The 19,932-nt window shown below is 70.2% G+C and carries 14 protein-coding genes; 8 read left to right on the forward strand and 6 right to left on the reverse strand.

Going from position 1 to position 19,932, the window contains the following annotated elements:
- Positions 1 to 215 precede the first annotated feature (215 nt).
- The 4 genes from EAO72_RS25900 to EAO72_RS25915 all read left to right on the forward strand — a co-directional run bounded on the left by EAO72_RS25900 (position 216) and on the right by EAO72_RS25915 (position 4,502).
- Positions 216 to 1,067: a M24 family metallopeptidase gene (locus EAO72_RS25900; RefSeq protein WP_148019604.1), complete on the forward strand. Its 852-nt coding sequence runs from the start codon at positions 216 to 218 to the stop codon at positions 1,065 to 1,067.
- Positions 1,064 to 2,845, forward strand: a complete 1,782-nt coding sequence (locus EAO72_RS25905; protein ID WP_148019605.1) for an SDR family oxidoreductase — start codon at positions 1,064 to 1,066, stop codon at positions 2,843 to 2,845. Before EAO72_RS25900 ends, EAO72_RS25905 begins: the two co-directional genes overlap by 4 nt.
- On the forward strand, positions 2,842 to 3,813 hold the full coding sequence (locus EAO72_RS25910) for a MerR family transcriptional regulator (protein WP_148019606.1): 972 nt from the start codon (positions 2,842 to 2,844) through the stop codon (positions 3,811 to 3,813). The genes EAO72_RS25905 and EAO72_RS25910 overlap by 4 nt, the downstream gene beginning before the upstream one ends.
- A 146-nt stretch (positions 3,814 to 3,959) precedes the next feature.
- Entirely contained in the window at positions 3,960 to 4,502 is a 543-nt protein-coding gene (locus tag EAO72_RS25915) for an RNA 2'-phosphotransferase (protein ID WP_148019607.1), read from the forward strand.
- 46 nt (positions 4,503 to 4,548) lie between these two features.
- Here EAO72_RS25915 and EAO72_RS25920 read toward each other — a convergent pair whose 3' ends face one another.
- Positions 4,549 to 5,511 carry an LLM class flavin-dependent oxidoreductase gene (locus tag EAO72_RS25920; RefSeq protein WP_148019608.1) on the reverse strand — a complete coding sequence of 321 codons (963 nt, stop codon included), beginning with the start codon at positions 5,509 to 5,511 and terminating at the stop codon, positions 4,549 to 4,551.
- Between the two features lie 302 nt (positions 5,512 to 5,813).
- Here EAO72_RS25920 and EAO72_RS25925 point away from each other — a divergent pair, with 302 nt between their 5' ends.
- Positions 5,814 to 6,680: an HAD hydrolase family protein gene (locus tag EAO72_RS25925; protein WP_261991639.1), complete on the forward strand. Its 867-nt coding sequence runs from the start codon at positions 5,814 to 5,816 to the stop codon at positions 6,678 to 6,680.
- Between the two features lie 138 nt (positions 6,681 to 6,818).
- On the opposite strand, the gene EAO72_RS25930 is transcribed toward EAO72_RS25925, so the two are convergent.
- From EAO72_RS25930 to hisC, 5 genes are all read right to left on the reverse strand, one after another.
- Positions 6,819 to 8,615 (reverse strand): sensor histidine kinase, encoded by a 1,797-nt coding sequence (locus EAO72_RS25930; RefSeq protein WP_261991640.1) that lies wholly within the window; start codon positions 8,613 to 8,615, stop codon positions 6,819 to 6,821.
- Between the two features lie 62 nt (positions 8,616 to 8,677).
- Entirely contained in the window at positions 8,678 to 12,217 is a 3,540-nt protein-coding gene (gene cydD, locus EAO72_RS25935) for a thiol reductant ABC exporter subunit CydD (RefSeq protein ID WP_148019610.1), read from the reverse strand.
- Between the two features lie 46 nt (positions 12,218 to 12,263).
- On the reverse strand, positions 12,264 to 13,265 hold the full coding sequence (cydB, locus tag EAO72_RS25940; protein WP_148019611.1) for a cytochrome d ubiquinol oxidase subunit II: 1,002 nt from the start codon (positions 13,263 to 13,265) through the stop codon (positions 12,264 to 12,266).
- A 19-nt stretch (positions 13,266 to 13,284) separates the two neighbouring features.
- Positions 13,285 to 14,793 carry a cytochrome ubiquinol oxidase subunit I gene (locus tag EAO72_RS25945; protein ID WP_148019612.1) on the reverse strand — a complete coding sequence of 503 codons (1,509 nt, stop codon included), beginning with the start codon at positions 14,791 to 14,793 and terminating at the stop codon, positions 13,285 to 13,287.
- Between the two features lie 270 nt (positions 14,794 to 15,063).
- A complete protein-coding gene (gene hisC, locus EAO72_RS25950) occupies positions 15,064 to 16,143 on the reverse strand; it encodes a histidinol-phosphate transaminase (RefSeq protein WP_148019613.1) in 1,080 nt (359 codons plus the stop codon).
- Between the two features lie 370 nt (positions 16,144 to 16,513).
- Between hisC and EAO72_RS25955 the strand changes: the two genes are divergently transcribed.
- The 3 genes from EAO72_RS25955 (at position 16,514) to EAO72_RS25965 (ending at position 19,863) form a co-directional block, all read left to right on the forward strand.
- Positions 16,514 to 17,626, forward strand: coding sequence for a LacI family DNA-binding transcriptional regulator (locus EAO72_RS25955; protein WP_148019614.1), 1,113 nt, complete (start codon positions 16,514 to 16,516; stop codon positions 17,624 to 17,626).
- A gap of 174 nt (positions 17,627 to 17,800) precedes the next feature.
- Complete coding sequence (locus EAO72_RS25960) at positions 17,801 to 18,859, forward strand: metallophosphoesterase (RefSeq protein WP_148019615.1); 1,059 nt, start codon at positions 17,801 to 17,803, stop codon at positions 18,857 to 18,859.
- A gap of 182 nt (positions 18,860 to 19,041) precedes the next feature.
- The gene (locus EAO72_RS25965) at positions 19,042 to 19,863 is read left to right on the forward strand and encodes a hypothetical protein (RefSeq protein WP_148019616.1); all 822 of its coding nucleotides are present in this window, start codon (positions 19,042 to 19,044) and stop codon (positions 19,861 to 19,863) included.
- Positions 19,864 to 19,932 lie beyond the last annotated feature (69 nt).

Consider the following 19,932-nt stretch of genomic DNA (forward strand, 5'->3'; position numbering starts at 1 on the left):
GTCGGCTGCCTGGTGTTCAGACGCGTCGGCTACGTCGCGTCCGAAGCAGTCGGCTGCGTCGTGTCCAGACGCGTGGGGTACGTCGTGTCCGAGCGACCGGCTGGGGAGTTTTCCACAGGCCAGGCACACCCCTTGACGCAGCCGCCGGACATTGTCACATTCATCAGTGTCACGTTACGGGCACGTACCGCACACGGCAGGGAACGGACGGTGGCATGGTCTCGCGCGTCAAGGACGAACGGGCCCCGGAGCTCCAGGGGTTCAGGGAAGTGCAACGTCTCGCGTACGACTGCGCGGAAGCGGTCGCCGCCCGCCTGAAACCGGGGGTGACGGAGCGCGAGGCGGCCCGGATGCAGCGCGAGTGGCTGCGGGAGCGCGGGGTGCGCGACTGGTTCCACCTCCCGTTCGCCTGGTTCGGGGACCGTACGGCGTTCACCGGGTTCAAGGTGCCGCTGCAGTTCTTTCCGACCGACCGGCGGCTGGAGCCGGGGATGCCGTTCATCCTCGACATGGCCCCGGTGTACAAGGGGTTCACGGCTGATATCGGGTACTCCGGCTGCCTCGGCCTCCACCCGCTCCACGACCGGCTGCTGGCCGATCTGGAGGCGCACCGCGGACTGATCCTGAGCGAGGTGCGGGAGCGGCGTCCGCTGCGCGGGATCTACGAGGACGTCGAACGCCTCATGATCAGGCAGGGATACGCCAACCGGCACCGCGCCTACCCGTTCGGGGTCATCGCCCACAAGGTCGACCGTGTCGCCGAACGGCGTTGGTCGCCCCATGTGTTCGGGTTCGGTACGCAGTCGCTCAAAGGTCTGCTGAGCGATGCGGTGCACGGGCACCGGGACGGCTGGTCGCCGCTCTGGAGCCCGTACCGCTTTTCCGACCATCCCCCGCGACCGGGCCTCTGGGCGGTCGAGCCGCACCTCGGATTCCGGGGGACGGGTGCGAAGTTCGAGGAGATCCTGGTCGTCACCGACTCGCGGGATCCCGAGCAGAGTGCCTTCTGGCTGGACGATGACCTGCCGCATGTGCGGCGCTGGGCCGAGGAGAGGGTGGCGGCGTGAGTCTGCGAGATCTGCCGGGGGCGCGCGAGCGCCGGGTGGCCACGGGCGGCATCGAACTGTGTGTCGTCGAGCTGGGTGACGCGGCCCGGCCCGCGATCGTGCTGGTGCACGGCTATCCGGACAGCAAGGAGGTCTGGACGCAGGTCGCCCGCCAGCTGGCCGAGCAGTGGCATGTCGTGCTGTACGACGTACGTGGGCACGGCAGGTCGACGGCTCCGGTGCCGCTGCGCGGCGGGTTCACGCTCGAGAAGCTGACCGACGACTTCCTGGCCGTCGCCGACGCGGTGAGCCCGGACCGGCCGGTGCACGTGGTCGGGCACGACTGGGGTTCGGTGCAGGCCTGGGAGTTCGCCACGGTCAGCCGCACCGAGGGCCGGATCGCCTCCTTCACTTCGATGTCCGGCCCGTCGCTGGACCATTTCGGGCACTGGATCAAGCAGCGGATGGCCCGCCCCACCCCGCGCCGGGTCGGCCAGTTGCTGGGGCAGGGCGCCAAGTCCTGGTACGTGTACATGCTCCACACTCCCGTGCTGCCTGAGCTCGCCTGGCGCGGACCGCTCGGCAAACGGTGGCCGCGCCTCCTGGAGCGGCTGGAGAAGGTGCCTCCGGGCGACTATCCGACGCCTTCCCTGCCCGACGACGCGGCCCACGGGGCCTGGCTCTACCGGGACAACGTCCGTTCCCGGCTGCGTCGGCCGCGCGCCGACGCGTTCGCGCACGTCCCGGTCCAGCTGATCACCCCGACCGGCGACATATTCCTCTCGGAACAGCTCTATGACGGACTCGACGCGTGGGTACCGCGGTTGACACGGCGCTCGCTGCCGGCCAAGCACTGGGTGCCGCGGACGAGGCCGGACCAGCTGGCCTCCTGGATCGGCGAGTTCGTGGCGGTCAACGAAACGGCTCTGCGGGACGGAGTTCCTGTGCGGGACACCGCGCCGCGGGGTGCGTACGCGGACCGCTTCGGCGGACAGCTGGTCCTGGTGACGGGTGCGGCCGGCGGGATCGGGCGGGCCACAGCCTTCGCGTTCGCCGAGGCCGGCGCACGCGTGGTGGTCGTGGACCGGGACGGTGAGGGGGCAAGCCGGACCGCCGAACTGGCCCGGCTGATCGGCGCCCCGGCTGCCTGGGCCGAAACGGTCGATGTCAGCGACGAACAGGCCATGGAGAAACTGGCCGAGAAGGTCGCCACCGAGTACGGCACCGTCGACGTGCTGGTCAACAACGCCGGTATCGGGATCTCCGGTTCGTTCCTGGAGACGAGCCCCGAGGAATGGCGACGCGTCCTCGACGTGAACCTCTGGGGCGTGATCCATGGCTGCCGGCTCTTCGGCAAGCAGATGGCCGACCGCGGGCAGGGCGGCCATATCGTCAATACGGCTTCGGCAGCGGCGTACCAGCCGTCCCGTGCGCTGCCCGCGTACAGCACGTCGAAGGCGGCCGTGCTGATGCTCAGCGAGTGCCTGCGTGCCGAACTCGCGGAGAAGTCGATCGGGGTCAGTGCCATCTGCCCCGGGATCGTGAACACGAACATCACCGCCACCACGCGCTTCGCCGGAGCGGACGCGGGCGAGGAACAGCGGCTGCGGAAGCGGACGAGCAAGCTGTACGGGATGCGCAACTACCCGCCGGAGAAGGTCGCCGACGCGATCCTCAGAGCGGTCGTCCGCAACCAGGCCGTCGTACCGGTGACACCCGAGTCCCATGCCGCCCGGTTCCTGTCCCGGCTCAGCCCGGGAGCACTGCGCGCGGTAGCCCGGCTGAAGCCTCCGCTGTGAGCGCCGCCGGGCCGCCGGCGGCCGGCCGGACAGTCGCCGAGTACCGGATCGAGGACCTCGCCCACGCCAGTGGCGCCACGGTCCGCACCATCCGCGCCTATCAGGACCGGGGGCTGCTGCCGACCCCGGAGCGGCGCGGCCGGGCCAATGTGTACGGGGACACCCATCTCGCCAGGCTCCGGCAGATCGCGGACCTGCTGGACCGGGGCTACACCCTGGCCAGCATCAAGGAGTTGCTGGAGGCCTGGGACACGGGGCGCGGACTGGGCGGCGTGCTGGGGCTCGTCGRCGYGGTGCACGGCCCGTGGACGGACGAGCGGGCCGACCGCATCACCCGCGCGGACCTGGAAGCGAGGTTCGGCGTGCACCCCGACGACGAGGCGATCGCCGAAGCCGTGGAGCTGGGGGTGCTCGAACGCATTCCGGGACGTGACGACGAGTTTCTGGTCCCGAGCCCGCAAGAGCTCGCGGTGGCCGTGGAGTTGTACGCGGCCGGAGTACCACTGAACGCAATCTCCGGGCATTTGCGGGAGCTTCGCGGTCAGGTCGAGCAGATAGCTTCCCGCTTCCTGGAGTTCACGACGGAACACGTCTTCGCCCGATATCTGGGCCATCGGCCTCCGACCGACGCGGATGCGGCCGAGGCGACGTCGATGGTGCGACGCCTCCGCCCGCTGGCGCAGCAGACAGTCGACGCCGAACTTGCCCGAGCCATGCGGATGTTCGCGACGCGGCATCTGGAGCACCACCTCTCCGCCGACGGCCTCCCTGCCTCCCAGCTTGTCACTCCGCCGCCGATGTCGGTCGCGCTCCCGGTCGGGACAATCACCGCTGTAGAGCGTCTGGTTGGGCGCGATAAGGCCACGGCCTTCATGGTGGCAGCCATCGAACGAGAGGTACAAACAAGGACTTTGGACGCTCTCGCGCCACCTTCGCACAATTGCCCTGTAGTTGATCAAAAAGGTTAGTTCACAGGCTAGTTGTCCACAGAATCGCCAAATCGCCTGTGGATAACTCAAGTTGGCTGTGGATCAAACCTGTTGTCGAAAATTGGTGAGCGACTCGGGAGCCAAATCCGGATGCGCTGGAGGGCCCCGGCGGGCAGGCTGGCCGGATGGACGACAGACGCACCGTCAAGGTGTCCAAATACCTCTCGAAACACCTTCGGCATCAGCCCGAACGGATCGGCCTCACGCTGGACGCCAACGGCTGGGTGGCGATCGACGAGCTGCTACGGGCCGTTGGCCGCCACCACTTCCCGCTCACCCGCGCCGAACTCGACCATGTCGTCGAGTCCAACGACAAGCAGCGCTTCGCCATCGAGGGCGACCGCATCCGGGCGAGCCAGGGCCACACCATCGAGGTGGACCTGGACCTGCCCCCGGCCGAGCCGCCCGCGTACCTCTACCACGGCACCGTCGCCCGGTCCCTGGACGCGATCCGCGGCGAGGGACTGCGCCCGATGAATCGCACACACGTCCACCTCTCGCCCGACCGTGCGACGGCGACCCGCGTCGGAGCTCGGCGCGGCCGTCCTGTCGTCCTGTCCGTGGACGCGGGTGCCATGCACCGGGCCGGACACGTCTTCTACCTCAGCGCCAACGGGGTCTGGCTCAGCGCCGCCGTACCCCCGGAATTCCTGCGCCTGCCCAGCTGACGGAACGCCCGCCGCGCCCGTTCGGGCGCCGCCGCGGCACCGCTCGCTAGCCCGCGAGCTGGTCCAGGCCCTGCGTCACGATCCGCTCGAAAAGCTTCTCGTCCGCCACCGCGGCGGGGAACTCGGGGCTGCCGTCGGGCACCGGTGCGTGGATCACGATCTCGGTGAAGCCGAGCTCCGCATACCTGCCCGCGAAGTCCACGAACGCGTCCACGGAAGCGAACGGTCCGACCCGGCCCCCGACGAGATCCGGGTTGAACTCCGGTGTGAAGCCGGTGAGCAGGATCTTGTCGAGCTCGTCCGCGTCCCGGCCGCTCTCGGCACAGGCCCTGCCCAGCCTGGCTACCTGGCCCCGGACAGCGTCGATCGACTCCGCCGCACTGCCCGCCTCGTACACCTTCGGGTCACCCGTGGTCACCCACGCCTGTCCGTACCGCGCGGCCAGCGCGAGCCCGCGCGGTCCCGTCGCCGCGACGGCGAACGGCAACCGAGGCAGCTGCGCGCAGCCCGGAATGTTCCGGGCCTCGGTGGCCGAGTAGAACTCGCCCTCCCGCGTCAGCCCGGCCGGCTCGCGAAGCAGTCCGTCCAGCAGCGCCACGAACTCAGCGAACCGGTCCGCCCGCTCGCGGGGGGTCCACGGCGATGCGTCGCCTTGCAGGAGCGTCGTCGCGTCGAACCCGTTGCCACCGGCCCCGATGCCCAGCGTGACACGGCCGCCCGAGATGTCGTCGAGCGAGATGAGCTCCTTGGCGAGGGTCACGGGATGCCGGAAGTTCGGCGAGGTCACGAGCGTCCCCAGCCGCAGCCGCGAGGTGGCGCAGGCTGCCGCCGTCAGAGTCGGGAGGGCGCCGAACCACGGCCGGTCACGGAAAGCCCGCCAGGCGAGGTGGTCGTAGGTGTACGCGGCGTGCAGACCCAGTTCCTCGGCGCGCTGCCACTGCGTCCGACCACCCTCGTGCCAGCGGCGGACGGGCAGGATGACGGTGCTGAGGCGCAGAGGGGTGGTCATGCCCAGAGTTTACGGTGGCCCGCCCGGCCCCACCCCTTTCCGCAGGTTTCCTCGCAGGACGGCACCAGGGGCGCCGGCACGTGCGGCCGGCGCCAAGCACGTGGGCCCAGCACCGGCACGTGCGGCCGGCGCCAGGCACGTCGGGATCAACGGCGACGCCTGGGATCAGCAGAGAACCCTCGGAGAAGCCTCGGAGAATCCCCAGACATATGCCAGAGGAATGTTCCCCTGCTCAGCGGCGTGCGTACTCAGATGTGCGCCCCTGCGCACGCCCGTGCACCCTCGTGCGCGAGAATGAACCGGTGACCTCAGCTACCGAACAGCCCGTTCCTGCCGCTCCCCGGCTGATCGCCACCGACCTGGACGGCACCCTCCTGCGTGACGACAAGACCGTCTCGGACCGCACGGTAGCGGCGCTCGCCGCCGCCGAGGAGGCCGGGATCGAGGTCTTCTTCGTCACCGGGCGGCCCGCCCGGTGGATGGACGTCGTCAGCGACCACGTGCACGGCCACGGTCTGGCGATCTGTGCCAACGGGGCCGCGGTCGCCGACCTGCACGACGGCGGCAGGCTGCTCAAGGTGCGGGGCCTGGAGCGGCCGATCGCCCTCGATGTCGTGCACATGCTGCGAGCGGCCGCACCCGGTACCTCGTTCGCCGTCGAGCTGGCCACCGGTATCCACTACGAACCGGCCTACCCGCCCTTCCACCTCGACCCGGGCGCAACGGTGGCCGTGGCCGAGAAGCTGCTCCACGAGGAGACGCCGGGTGCCGGCGCCCCCGTGCTGAAGGTCCTGGCCCACCACGGCGAAATGGCCCCGGACGCGTTCCTCGCCCTGGCACGCAGCGTCGCCGGCGACCGGGCATCGTTCACCCGGTCCAGCCCCACGGCGCTCCTGGAGGTCAGCGGTCCCGGTGTCTCCAAGGCCAGCACGCTGGAGCTGTGCTGTGCCGAGCGCGGCATCTCCGCCGCAGAGGTCGTCGCCTTCGGCGACATGCCGAACGACGTGGAGATGCTGAGCTGGGCGGGGACTTCGTACGCGATGGGCAACGCGCACCCGGCCGCTCTGGCCGCTGCCTCCGGCCGGACGGTCACCAACAACGAGGACGGCGTCGCGGTCGTCATCGAGCGGATGATCGCCGAACGCACCCGCCTCCCCGTGGAGCGCTGACCGGTCGGACGGCGCCCGCACCGCGTGACCGCCGGCGGCTCAGAGAAGCGGGGCGAGCCGCGCCCTCCCCGCGTGACCCGCCGGCGGATCAGAGAAGCGGGGGCGAACCGCGCCCTCCCCGCGTGACCCACCGGCGGATCAGAGAGGCGCCTGCCACACCACTGTCGTGCCCGCGCCGTCCTCCCCGATCCCGGGTCCGAACCAACTGGCCCCGCCGAGTGATTCCGCCCGGCGGGCCAGGTTCCGCAGCCCGCTGCGCCGGCCGCCCGCCGGGATGCCCACCCCGTCGTCGGCGACCGAGAGCCGGACCGCGTCCCGTCCGTCGGGCAGCGTCACGGTCGCGTCGACGACGACATCGATGCGCGCGGCCTCGGAGTGCCGGAAGGCGTTGGACAACGCCTCCCGGAGCGCGGCGATCAGGTTCTTCCCGGTCAGCTCACCGACGAGGGAGTCGACCGGACCGAGGAAGCGGTGGGACGGTTTGAAGCCCAGCGGGACCGCGGCCATGTTGATCTCGCGCAGCACTCGGGTACGCAGCCCGGACGGCGCCTCGGCCGGCTCCTGCTGCAGCGCGAAGATCGCCGTACGGATCTCCTGAATGGTCACGTCGAGTTCGTCGACCGCCCTGCCGACCCCGGTCTGCACCTCCGGCACGTTCGACCGCCGCTGCGCGCTCTCCAGCATCATCCCGGTGGCGAACAGCCGCTGGATGACCAGGTCATGCAGGTCACGGGCGATGCGGTCGCGGTCCTCGTAGACCGCGAGCCGCTCGCGGTCCCGCTGCGCCTCGGCCATCATCAGCGCCAGGGCCGCCTGTGAGGCGAACTGCGTGGCGAGGGTCCGCTCCGTCTCCGTGAACGGCCGCCCGCCCCTGGCACGTGGCGTGGCGAGCGCGCCGAGCACCCGGCCCCCGCTGTGCAGCGGGAGCATCATGCTCGGACCGTAACGGTCCGCCAGCCTGGTAATCATGCGGGAGTCGGTGGCCGAGTCGGCGACGAAGACCGCCTCCCCGTTCAACAGCCTCGCCACCACCGGACTGTGCGCGGGAATGATCACCCCGAGCGAGGCGGACGGGTCGTCCGCGGAGACGGCGGCGATCTCCAGTCCCCCGTCCTCGGCCGGCAGCAGCACGATGCCTGCCGCGGATCCGGCGAGACGGCGGGCCTGTTCGGCGACGACGGAGAGCGCGTCGTCGGCGTCTCCGCCGGACAACAGAGCGGTGGTCACGGCCACCGACCCGTCGATCCAGCGCTCGCGCTGCCTGGCCGCCTCGTACAACCGCGCGTTACCGATGGCGATGCCTGCCTCGGTGGCCAGCACACGGACCATGTGCAGGTCGTAGTCGTTGAACTCGCCGCCGTCGGCCTTCTCCGCCAGATACAGGTTGCCGAAGATCTCGCCCTGGACCCGGATCGGGACGCCGAGGAACGTGCGCATCGGCGGGTGGCCCGGCGGGAAGCCGGCGAACCTCGGGTCGGACGTCAGGTCGGCCAGCCGCAGGGGGCGCGGTTCGTGGATGAGGGCGCCGAGCAGTCCCCGCTGCCCGTCCGGCCGGCGCCCGATGCCCCGCGCCACGGTCTCGGAGACTCCGTACGTCACGAAGTCGGACAGCCCTTTGCCCTCCTCGTCCACGACACCGATGGCGGCATAGTGGGCGTGCGCCAGCTCGGCGGCCGTCTCGCAGATCCGGTCGAGCGTGGAGTGGAGTTCGAGCCCCGTGCCCACCGACCTCATGGCTTCCAGCAGCCGCGGAACGCGGGCGGTGAGTTCGGTCGACAGCCCTTGCAGGCTGCGGGTCGCCTCCGTGGCGGCGTCGAGCGAGTCCAGCGAATCCTGCGGTTCGAGCGGTTTCAGAGGATTCGGTGCCTTCGGCGGCTTCAGCGGTTGATCCGAATGGTGCGCATGCTCCGGGTGGCTCGGGTCCTGCTCTGACATACCCAGAGCGTAGTTAGTCCTTTTTGAGGGGGAAAGTCGAGAGCGGCGGCGGCCCACGCCTCTCAGACGCGCGCGCCCACCGGCTCGCCGGAGCCGGCCGTCGTCTCCTGCTCGCGCTTCAGCATCCGGCTCAGCGGCCCGTCCACCGTTGCGAGGGCGCTGTACGGACCCCGCTGTACGGCGACGCCCTCCTCCAGGACCACCACCTCGTCCACGGCGTCCAGCCCTTCGAGCCGGTGGGTGATCAGGACGGTCGTACGCCCCTGGGTCGCCGCCAGCAGGTCCGCTGTCAGCACATCGGCCGTCGGCAGGTCGAGATGCTCGGCCGGCTCGTCCAGGACCAGCACGGGGAAGTCCGCGAGCAGCGCCCGGGCCAGGGCGAGCCGCTGGCGCTGACCGCCGGAGAGGCGGGCGCCGTGCTCACCGACGAGCGTGTCCAGACCGTCCGGCAGCGCCAGCGCCCAGTCGAGCAGTCTGGCCCGGCCGAGGGCGTCGCGCAGTTCCGCGTCCGTCGCGCCGGTACGGGCCAGCCGCAGGTTCTCCCGGATGGAACTGTCGAAGACGTGGGCGTCCTGCGCACAGAGGCCGACGAACCGCCGGACCGTGTCCCCCTCCAGCGCGGACGCATCCACCCCGCCGATCCGGTACGTGCCCGTCCGCGCGTCCAGGAAGCGGAGCAGGACCTGGGCCAGCGTGGTCTTCCCGGAACCGGACCGGCCCACGACCGCGATGCGCCGGCCCGCCTCCAACGTGAGGTCGAAGGAGTCCAGCGCATCGTGCCCGGATCCCGCGTAACGGGCCGACAGGCCCCTTACCTCCAGCGGGAACGGCGACGCGGGAGCCTCGGCGGGTACTGCGGGTTCCCGTACCGGCACCGGGGCGTCCAGCACCTCGAAGACCCGCTCCGCACTCCGCTTGACCCGCTGCCGGTACTGCACGGCGAGCGGCAGACCGGTCACGGCTTCGAAGGCGGCCAGCGGGGTGAGGACGACCACGGCGAGTTCCACCCCGGCCAGCCGGCCGTCAGCCACTGCGGGAAGGGCGACGAGAGCGGCGGCGACCACGGTGAGGCCGGCGATCAGGGCGCCGAGTCCGCCACCGAGCGCGGTGGCCGTAGCCGCCCGGGCGGCGATCCGGGTCAGCACTCCGTCGGCCTCCCGGGTCCGGGCCAGGCGGGCCGGAAGCGCGCCGGCGACGGTCAGTTCGGCGGTCCCGCCGAGCAGATCGGTGATCCCGGTGGCCAGATCCGCCCGTGCGGGCGCCAGGCGGCGCTCCGCGTGCCGGGCACAGGCCCCGCTGACGAGCGGAACCCCGACCCCCGCCAGCAGCAGTCCGGCAGCCAGCACGGCGCCTGCCTCGGGCAGCAACCACGCGGTGAAACCGGCGGCACCCGCGCCCACGACGACCGCGGTACAGGCGGGCAGCAGCCATCGCAGCCAGTAGTCCTGGAGGGCGTCCACATCGGCGACCAGCCGTGAGAGCAGGTCTCCCCGCCTGGTCCGGCGCAGGCCCGCGGGCGCGATGCGTTCCAGGCTCCGGTAGACGCCCACGCGGAGTTCCGCGAGCATCCGGAGCACGGCGTCGTGCGAGACGAGGCGCTCGGCGTAGCGGAAGACCGCCCGCCCGATGCCGAACGCGCGGGTCGCCGTCACCGCCACCATGAGATAGAGCACCGGGGGCTGCTCGGAGGCACGGGAGATCAGCCAGCCGGAAACGGCCATGAGGCCGACGGCCGAGCCCAGCGCGAGGCTTCCCAGCAGCAGAGCCAGCAGCAGCCGGCCGCGCTGTGCTCCGGCGGCCTCCCTCACCCGGGCGAGCACGTGCCCGGTCCACGCCGTCGTGTCCCGCAGCGCGCTGGATTCCTTCGGCGTATCGGCCGCGACGACCGCTGCCCGGGCCTCCACCGGCTCCGGCACCACAGCGGCCGTCCGTGCCCCCGCCCGCTCAGCCGACGCCGGTGGGACCACCCCGGCAGGTGTCAGTGTCACCACTCGGTCTGCCACGGACAGAAGCGCCGGCCGGTGGACGACCAGCAGCACCGTCCGGCCCACCGCCAGCCGTCGTACCGCCTCGACGATGCCCGCCTCCGTCTCGCCGTCCAGGCTCGCGGTCGGTTCGTCGAGCAGCAGGACCGGCCGGTCGGCGAGGAACGCACGGGCGAGTGCGAGCCGCTGGCGCTGTCCGGCGGAGAGTCCCGCGCCGTCCTCGCCGAGGAGCGTGCCGGCGCCGTCCGGCAGCGCGGCCACGAAGTCGTACGCCCCGGCCTCGCGCAGCGCGGCCGTCACGGCGCTGTCGTCCGCCTCCGGCCTGGCCAGCCGGACGTTCTCCGCGATGCTGCCCGCGAAGAGGTGCGGGCGCTGCGGCACCCAGGCGATCCGCTCGCGCCAGCGCTCGGGGGAGAGGGCCGCCAGATCGGTTCCGCCGACCCGTACCCGGCCCTCGTCGGGAGCCACGAAGCCCAGCACCACGTTCAGGAGGGTGGACTTGCCGACGCCGCTCGGGCCGACCAGCGCCACGGTCTCCCCCTCGTCCACCACCAGTGAGGCCGCGGCGAGCGAGGGTTCGGTGCGCCCGGCGTGCCGGACGGTCACTTCTTCCACTTCCAGCCGCAGCGAGCCGGGGACGTTTCGCGTACCGGACGTGCGCGGCTCGGTCTCCAGGACGGCGAAGATCTCCTCCGCGGCGGACAGTCCCTCGGCTGCCGCGTGGTACTGCGCGCCTACCTGCCGGATCGGCAGGTAGGCCTCGGGGGCGAGGATCAGCACGACCAGACCGGTGTAGAGGTCGAGCTCCCCGTGCACGAGCCGCATGCCGATGGTGACCGCGACGAGCGCCACCGAGAGCGTCGCCAGGAGTTCCAGGGCGAAGGACGACAGGAACGCGATCCGCAGGGTCTTCAGCGTGGCCTGCCGGTACTGCGAGGTGATGGTGCGGATGGACTCGGCCTGGGCCTTGGCCCGGCCGAAGACCTTCAGCGTCGGCAGCCCCGCGACCACGTCGAGGAAGTGCCCCGAGAGCCGGGAGAGCAGGCGCCACTGGCGGTCCATCCGCGACTGGGTGGCCCAGCCGATCAGGATCATGAAGAGCGGGATGAGCGGCAGCGTGACGACGATGATCGCGGCCGAGACCCAGTCCTCGGTGACGACTCTGGCCAGCACGGCCACCGGAACCACGACCGCGAGTCCGAGCTGCGGCAGGTAGCGCGCGAAGTAGTCGTCGAGCGCGTCGATTCCCCGTGTGGCGAGAGCCACCAGTGAGCCGGTGCGCTGCCCGCTGAGCCAGTCCGGTCCCAGCTCTGCTGCCCGGGCGAGAAGGCGCCCGCGCAGCTCGGACTTGACGGCCGCGCCGGCCCGGTAGGCGGCCAGTTCGGTGAGCCACGCGACCAGGGCCCGGCCGAGCGCGACCGCGGCGAGCAGCAGGAGCGGAGTACGCAGGCCCCCGCCCGTGAGCCCGTCCTCGAAGCCGCCCACCACCACTTCGGCGACGAGCATGGCCTGGGCGATGACCAGCGCCGCTCCGGCCACTCCGAGTACCACCACTGCGGCCAGGAACAGGCGGGTGGCACGGGCGTGGTGGAGCAGACGCGGATCGATCGGTTTCACGTGAAACACCCCACGGGGCTCGGCTCGGTCAAGGCACTCACTGCGTTCAGTGCGCGTCGGCGATGTGCTGCGTACCGATCCGCTTGCGGAACACCCAGTACGTCCAGCCCTGGTAGAGCAGCACGACAGGGGTGGCGATCCCCGCACACCAGGTCATGATCTTCAGCGTGTACGGACTGGACGAGGCGTTGGTGACCGTGAGGCTCCAGGCGTCGTTCAGCGAGGACGGCATGACGTTCGGGAAGAGCGTCAGGAACAACATGGCGACCGCGGCCGCGATGGTCACCCCGGAGAAGGCGAAGGACCAGCCCTCGCGCCCGGCCGCGACGGTGCCGATCGCCGCGACCAGGGCCACCACGGCGACGAGCATCGCGATCAGGCTCCAGCCGTCCCCGTGGTCTGCCTGGGTCCAGATCAGAAACCCGAGAGCGAGCACGGCGGTGGCCGCCCCCAGCTTCAGCGCCAGCCTGCGCGCCCGGGCGCGGATGTCCCCGACCGTCTTGAGTCCGGCGAACACCGCTCCGTGGAAGGTGAAGAGGAAGAGCGTGACCAGTCCGCCGAGGATCGCGTACGGGTTGAGCAGGTCCCAGAAGTTGCCCACGTACTCCATGTCCGCGTCGATCTTCACGCCGCGGACGATGTTGCCGAAGGCGACGCCCCAGAGCAGGGCCGGGATCAGCGAGGTCCAGAAGATCGCGTGCTCCCAGTTGGTCTGCCACTTCGCCTCGGGCCGCTTCGCCCGGTATTCGAAGGCGACCCCCCGCACGATCAGGCAGAGCAGGATGATCAGCAGCGGCAGGTAGAACCCGGAGAACAGCGTGGCGTACCACTCGGGAAACGCGGCGAAGGTCGCTCCGCCGGCGCTGAGCAGCCAGACCTCGTTGCCGTCCCAGACGGGCCCGATCGTATTGATCAGGACCCGCCGTTCCTTGCGGTCCCGCGCCAGCAGCTTGGTCAGGACACCGATCCCGAAGTCGAATCCCTCCAGGAAGAAGTAGCCGGTCCAGAGAACGGCGATGAGCACGAACCAGACGTCGTGGAGTTCCATCTCTCGGCTCCCTGTGCTCTCAGTAGGAGAAGGCCATGGGCCGGTCGGCGTCGTCGTGGTCGCCGCCGATCCTGGTGGGCGGGTTGAGGTCGGCGTCGGTCAGCTCCGGCGGTCCGGCCTTGATGTACTTCACGAGCAGCTTGACCTCGATCACGGCGAGCACGGCGTACAGCACCGTGAACAGGATCATCGAAGTGAGGACCTCGCCCTGCGAGACGCCGGGGGAGACCGCGTCACGGGTCTGCAGGACCCCGTAGACGACCCAGGGCTGCCGCCCCATCTCGGTGAAGATCCAGCCCCAGGAGTTGGCGATCAGCGGGAAGAGCAGCGTCCAGAGCGCGACGATCCAGTAGCACTTGGCGAGCTTCGGGCTGAGCGCCTTGTTCTTGAACAGGACCAGATGCGGCACCTCGTCCTCACCGGTGCGCATCCCCGGCGGCAGCATGAACTTCTTCCGGGTCAGCCACAGGCCGAGGATCCCGAGGCCGAAGGACGCCATGCCGAAGCCGATCATCCACCGGAAGCTCCAGAAGGCGACGGGGATGTTGGGCCGGTAGTCGCCGGGCCCGAACCGCTCCTGCTCGGCCTTGTTGATGTCGTTGATGCCGGGGACGTACGAGTTGAAGTCGTCGTCGGCGAGGAAGGACAGTATCCCGGGGATCGAGATCTCGACGGAGTTGTGGCCCTTGCTGACGTCTCCGTACGCGAAGATCGAGAAGGGCGCGGAGTTCTGCCCGTCCCACAGTGCCTCGGCCGCCGCCATCTTCATCGGCTGCTGCTTGAACATCACCTTGCCGAGCTGGTCTCCGCTGACGGCGGTGAGCAGCCCGGAGATCACGATGGTGATCAGGCCCAGCCGCAGCGAGGTCCGCATCACCGGGATGTGCTTCTTGCGCGCGAGGTGGAAGGCGGCGATGCCGACCATGAACGCGCCGCCGACCAGGAAGGCCGCCGTGATGGTGTGGAAGAACTGGGCGAGCGCGGTGTTCTGCGTGAGCACGTGCCAGAAGTCGGTGAGCTCGGCGCGTCCGCGTTCCTTGTTGATGCGGTAGCCGACCGGGTGCTGCATCCAGGAGTTGGCAGCCAGGATGAAGTACGCGGAGAGGATGGTGCCGATCGAGACCATCCAGATGCAGGCGAGATGGATCTTCTTGGGCAGCTTGTCCCAGCCGAAGATCCACAGACCGATGAACGTGGACTCGAAGAAGAACGCGATCAGCGCCTCGAACGCGAGCGGGGCGCCGAAGATGTCACCGACGAATCGTGAGTAGTCGGACCAGTTCATTCCGAACTGGAACTCCTGGACGATGCCCGTGACGACACCCATCGCGATGTTGATCAGGAAGAGCTTGCCCCAGAACTTGGTGGCCCTGAGGTACTTCTCCTTGTTGGTCCGCACCCAGGCGGTCTGCAGGCCGGCGGTGAGCGCCGCGAGAGAGATCGTCAGAGGAACGAACAGGAAGTGGTAGACGGTCGTCGTTCCGAACTGCCATCGCGCCAGGGTCTCCGGCGCCAGAGCCAGCTCCACGTCGTCTTCTCCTTACGTCGCCGCCGATACACCGGCAGTTTGTCCTGTAAATCCAACCGATCACGGGAGGAAACAGGACACGCTTGTGAACGCGTTCACATTCACAAGCAATTATGACGCACAGGCATTCGGGGGATGCGACCGGGGTACCCCTCCGGGACGTAGCGATCATTCCCCCCGAAGGAGACATTCCCCGGACCGCGTCCCCCTACGCGAACGGCCCCGCACCTCGCGCACGAGATACGGGGCCGCCGGCCGGAGCGCGTGGCGCTACAGCTCCTTGCGGTACGACTCCGCGACCTTCACGAACAGGTCGTTCGCCTCGTCCTCGCCGATCGAGACCCGCACCCCCTCGCCCGCGAACGGCCTGACCACCACACCGGCCTTCTCGCAGACCGCGGCGAAGTCGGCGGTACGGTCCCCCAGGCGCAGCCAGACGAAATTCGCCTGGGATTCGGGCACCGTCCACCCCTGTCGCACCAGCGCCTCGTGCACCCTCTGCCGCTCGCACACCAAGGAGCCCACCCGGCCCAGGAGTTCGTCCTCGGCCCGGAGTGAAGCCACCGCCGCGTCCTGGGCGAGCTGGCTGACACCGAAGGGCACCGCCGTCTTGCGCAGCGCGGCCGCCACCGGCTCATGGGCCACGGCGAAGCCGACCCGCAGTCCCGCCAGGCCGTAAGCCTTGGAGAACGTCCGCAGCACCGCCACATTGGGCCGCTCGCGGTAGATCTCGATGCCGTCGGGAACCTCGGGGTCGCGGATGAACTCCTTGTACGCCTCGTCGAGCACCACGAGCACATCGCCCGGCACCCGGTCCAGGAACCGCTCGAGCTCCGCCCGGCGCACGACGGTGCCGGTCGGGTTGTTCGGGTTGCAGACGAAGATCATCCGGGTCCGGTCGGTGATCGCGTCCGCCATCGCGTCCAGGTCGTGCACCTCGCCGTCGGTCAGCGGCACCTTCACCGACGTGGCACCGCTGACCTGGGTGATGATCGGGTACGCCTCAAAGGAACGCCAGGCGTAGATGACCTCGTCACCCGGGCCCGAGGTCGCCTGCAGCAGCTGCTGGGCCACGCCGACCGAACCGGTGCCGGTGGCCAGGTGCGCGAGCGGCACACCGAACCGGTCGGACAGCTCGTTCATCAGCGCGGTGCAGGCCATGTCCGGGTACCGGTTGAAGTGGCCGGCCGCGGCCAGCGCGGACTCCATCACCCCGGGCAGCGGCGGATACGGGTTCTCGTTGGAGGACAACTTGAAGGCGACCGGTCCGTCCGCCGCGGCCGGCTTGCCCGGCACATATGCGGGAACGCCATCCAGTTCGGCACGCAGCTTGGGGCTCGTCTCGCTCACCGCAGGTCCTCCTCGACCGTCCGTACACATCAATACTGCTCACCTTATGAGGATTGGGCGCCGCTGCGAATGGCTGACCGTGGATTCGCCGGATGAGCCCCGGAATGAGGGGGAGCGCTCCGCGCCGTGGCGCGCGCCGGTGGCTCACTCCGTGGCGCGCGTCCCCCGAAGAGGTGAGTTGAGACCTCTTCGAGACATCCACCTATCGCCAGGCCCATCCGGCCCGATGCGTGACACATGATGGGCCGGCCCCATAACACCCTTGATTATCAAGGTGCTTGGCCGTTGATGACCATGCAGAAACGTGCCTGTCAACGAGTGCATATGCGACCGGGCCAAGTACCCGCCCGAGCCCTACTATCGGCTCGCCATGACAGCAGCAGGGAAGCACCAGGTGAGCCGGACGGAGACCCCCCGGCGCGGCGGCCGGCAGGGACGAGCAGGAATCCGGGACGTGGCCGCCGCCGCCGGGGTCTCCATCACGACCGTCTCCGACGCGCTCAACGGCAAGGGCAGGCTCCCGGACGCCACCCGCCGCCATGTCCGCGAGGTCGCCGAGCGTCTGGGCTACCGCCCGTCCGCCGCGGCCCGAACCCTCCGTACCGGAAAGTCCGGCCTCATCGGCCTGACCGTGACGACCTACGGGGATGAACCTTTCACCTTCACCGAATTCGCGTACTTCGCCGAGATGGCCCGGGCCGCCACCTCCGCCGCACTCGCCCGCGGCTACGCCCTCGTCATCCTCCCCGCCACCTCGCGCCACGACGTCTGGTCGAACGTCGCGCTCGACGGCACCGTCGTCATCGATCCCTCCGACCAGGACCCGGTCGTCACCGAACTCGTGCGCCAGGGGCTGCCCGTCGTGTCCGACGGCCGGCCGGCCGGGACCCTTCCGGTCACCGCCTGGGTGGACAACGACCACCGGGCCGCCGTCCTCGACCTCCTCGACCATCTCGCCGCCGCCGGAGCGCGCCGCATCGGGCTGCTCACCGGCACCACCACCGACACGTACACACGGCTCTCGACCACCGCGTACCTCCACTGGTGCGAGCGCGTGGGCCAGGACCCGGTGTACGAGTCCTACCCCGCCCACGACCCGTGTGCGGGCGCGGTGGCAGCCGACCGCCTGCTGGCCCGCCCGGACCGCCCCGACGCCGTCTACGGCCTCTTCGACCCCAACGGCACCGATCTGCTGGCGGCCGCCCGCCGGTACGGTCTGCGCGTCCCGGAGGACCTGCTGCTGGTCTGCTGCAGCGAGTCCACCGTGTACGCGACGACCGAGCCACCCATCACGACGCTCTCGCTCAAGCCGCGCCGCATCGGCACCGCGGTCGTCCAGCTGCTCATCGACGCCATCGAAGGCGTCGACCAGGACGGACCGGTGGAGCAGGTCATACCTACGGAACTCATCGTCCGGACCTCCTCGCAACGCCGTCCACCACGCACCACGGTCAGTCCGCCGCGCTCCCCGGCAAGGGATTGATCAGGCGAATTGGGACCAATCGACCGACGAACCTGGCGTGCGCGTGGATTCACCACCCCTGGTGCGTCACAGAGCACGATCCTCATTCCTATGATGGGCGCACGACACCGCGGACCACCCCGACCAGCAGGGCCCGTCAGGTGTACGGCGGCGCGACGGTGGTGGAGGGGTCGGATGACACAGGGGGCCGGTCAGGAACCCGTGGTGCGGACGGCGACGTTGCGCGACTTCCGCGTACCGCCCTATGCGCAGTCCCCTGCGCCGCCCGCCCCACCGCACCCGGGCAACGGATTCCCGGGGGGCGAGCCGCCGGAGGGGTACACGCCGACCGCGCGCGACCTCCCCGTGATCAGCCGCGAGGACACCGTCCAGGTACGGGCCGTGCCCGAGCCGCGTCCCGCGCAGGATTCGGGGCTCGGCCCGCTGTACGTCGTCGGTGACGTCCACGGCTACCTCGACGAGCTCCTCGCCGCCCTCACCGAGCAGGACCTCATCGACTCCGAGGGCAACTGGTCCGCGGGCAACGCGCGGCTCTGGTTCCTCGGCGACTTCACCGACCGGGGACCCGACGGAATCGGCGTCATCGACCTCGTGATGCGGCTCTCCGCCGAGGCCGCGGCCGCCGGCGGCTACTGCAAGGCCCTGATGGGCAACCACGAGCTGCTCCTCATCGGCGCCAAGCGCTTCGGCGACACCCCCGTCAACTCCGGCGCGGGCACCGCGACCTTCCAGGCCGCCTGGCTGCTCAACGGCGGCCAGAAGACGGACATGGAACGACTCCAGGACGTCCACCTCCAGTGGATGTCCCGGCTCGACGCCGTCGTCGAGGAGGACGAGCACCTCCTGATGCACTCGGACACGACGGCATACCTCGAATACGGCTCCACCATCGAGGACGTCAACGACACGGTGCACGCCATTCTCACGCGGAACGACGCCGATGAGTGCTGGGACCTCTTCCGCAAGCTGACCAAGCGGTTCGCCTTCCGTGACGAGTCGGGTCCGCAGGCCGTGCAGGAGCTCATGGCTGCCTACGGCGGCCGACGCGTCGTCCATGGTCACAGCCCCATTCCCTACCTTCTCGGCGAGGTCGGATCCGAGGACGGTGAGGACAGGTCCGGACCGCTGGTGGACGGTCCGCACGTGTACGCGGACGGGCTCGCCATCGCCATGGACGGCGGAGTGACCATGGCCGGAAAGCTACTGGTCGTTCAGCTCCCGCTGCATGACTGACGTTCTTCGGGGAAGACGCTCCCCGACCTGAACACGCGCACCACTGGGCCTATTTCCGGAAACCCCCTGTCACCCCGTGCCGTGGGCGCTCTACCATCGGCGTATCAGTAGCAGGCTCTCCTCCGTTTCCGCCCGACTGCCCGGTTTCGCGCGGGCACACAGGCCCTACGGAGCATCGGGGGATGCACATGAACAGCGCTCCGCACCTGCTGACCGAGGACCGGCCCGAGTACGAGCGGATCCTCGACGACGCACTGCGTCACGCCCATGAACGACCGGATCTGGCCGCTGTCGGTGAACGGCTCAATCCGGTGCAGCTGCGCACCATGGCGATGGCGGCCACCGCGCTGATCACCGCCGCGGCGGCCACCGAGTACGAGCACTACGTGAAGGCCCGCGAGGAGATCCGCGCGGCCGCCGGAACGGACGAGGACGGCGAGCCCGACACCGGCGCGCACGGCGCCCGGCAGTCGGGCGCCGGCGTGGGCGTCGTCATCACCGTCCTGGCACCGGTGCTCGCAGGCACCGCCGCGGTGATCTTCCTGCTCATCGGGTACATCCTCAAGGCGCTCGACCCGCCCCCCGCCTTCGCGCGCACCATGGTCGGCGCGGGCTGGTTCTTCGCGGCGGCGACGGCGGCCGCCATCCTCGTCGCCGCCGTCGGCCTGCTGGTCACGGCTCTGCGCAACGGCTCGACATCGGTGGCCGCCGAGGAGCACGGCGAGGAGTTCCCGGAGGACGTGGCCCGTGCCAGAGAGGCCTGGCGCCACGCCCTGCTGGAGCGCGGCATCCTGCCGTTCCTGCGGGACGCCCTCGCCGATCCCGGGGCCGCACCGGCCGCGCGCATCCCGCTTCGCTCGCCCAACCGCATCCCGAAGATCGGCTACAGCAGGCCCGACTTCACCAGCCCGGACGGCGGCCCGGCCGCCGCACCCCGCCCCACGTTCACGAGCCCGGACTTCACCAGCCCCGACTTCGGCGGACCCGAGCACGAACTGGAATGACCGGCTCCGGTGCTCGGGAGCTCAGCGCGCCGGGACCGGCCCCCGAAGCTCAGCGCGCCGGGACCGGTC

The sequence above is a fragment of the Streptomyces sp. OR43 genome, assembly GCF_008042275.1.
Lineage (GTDB): Bacteria > Actinomycetota > Actinomycetes > Streptomycetales > Streptomycetaceae > Streptomyces.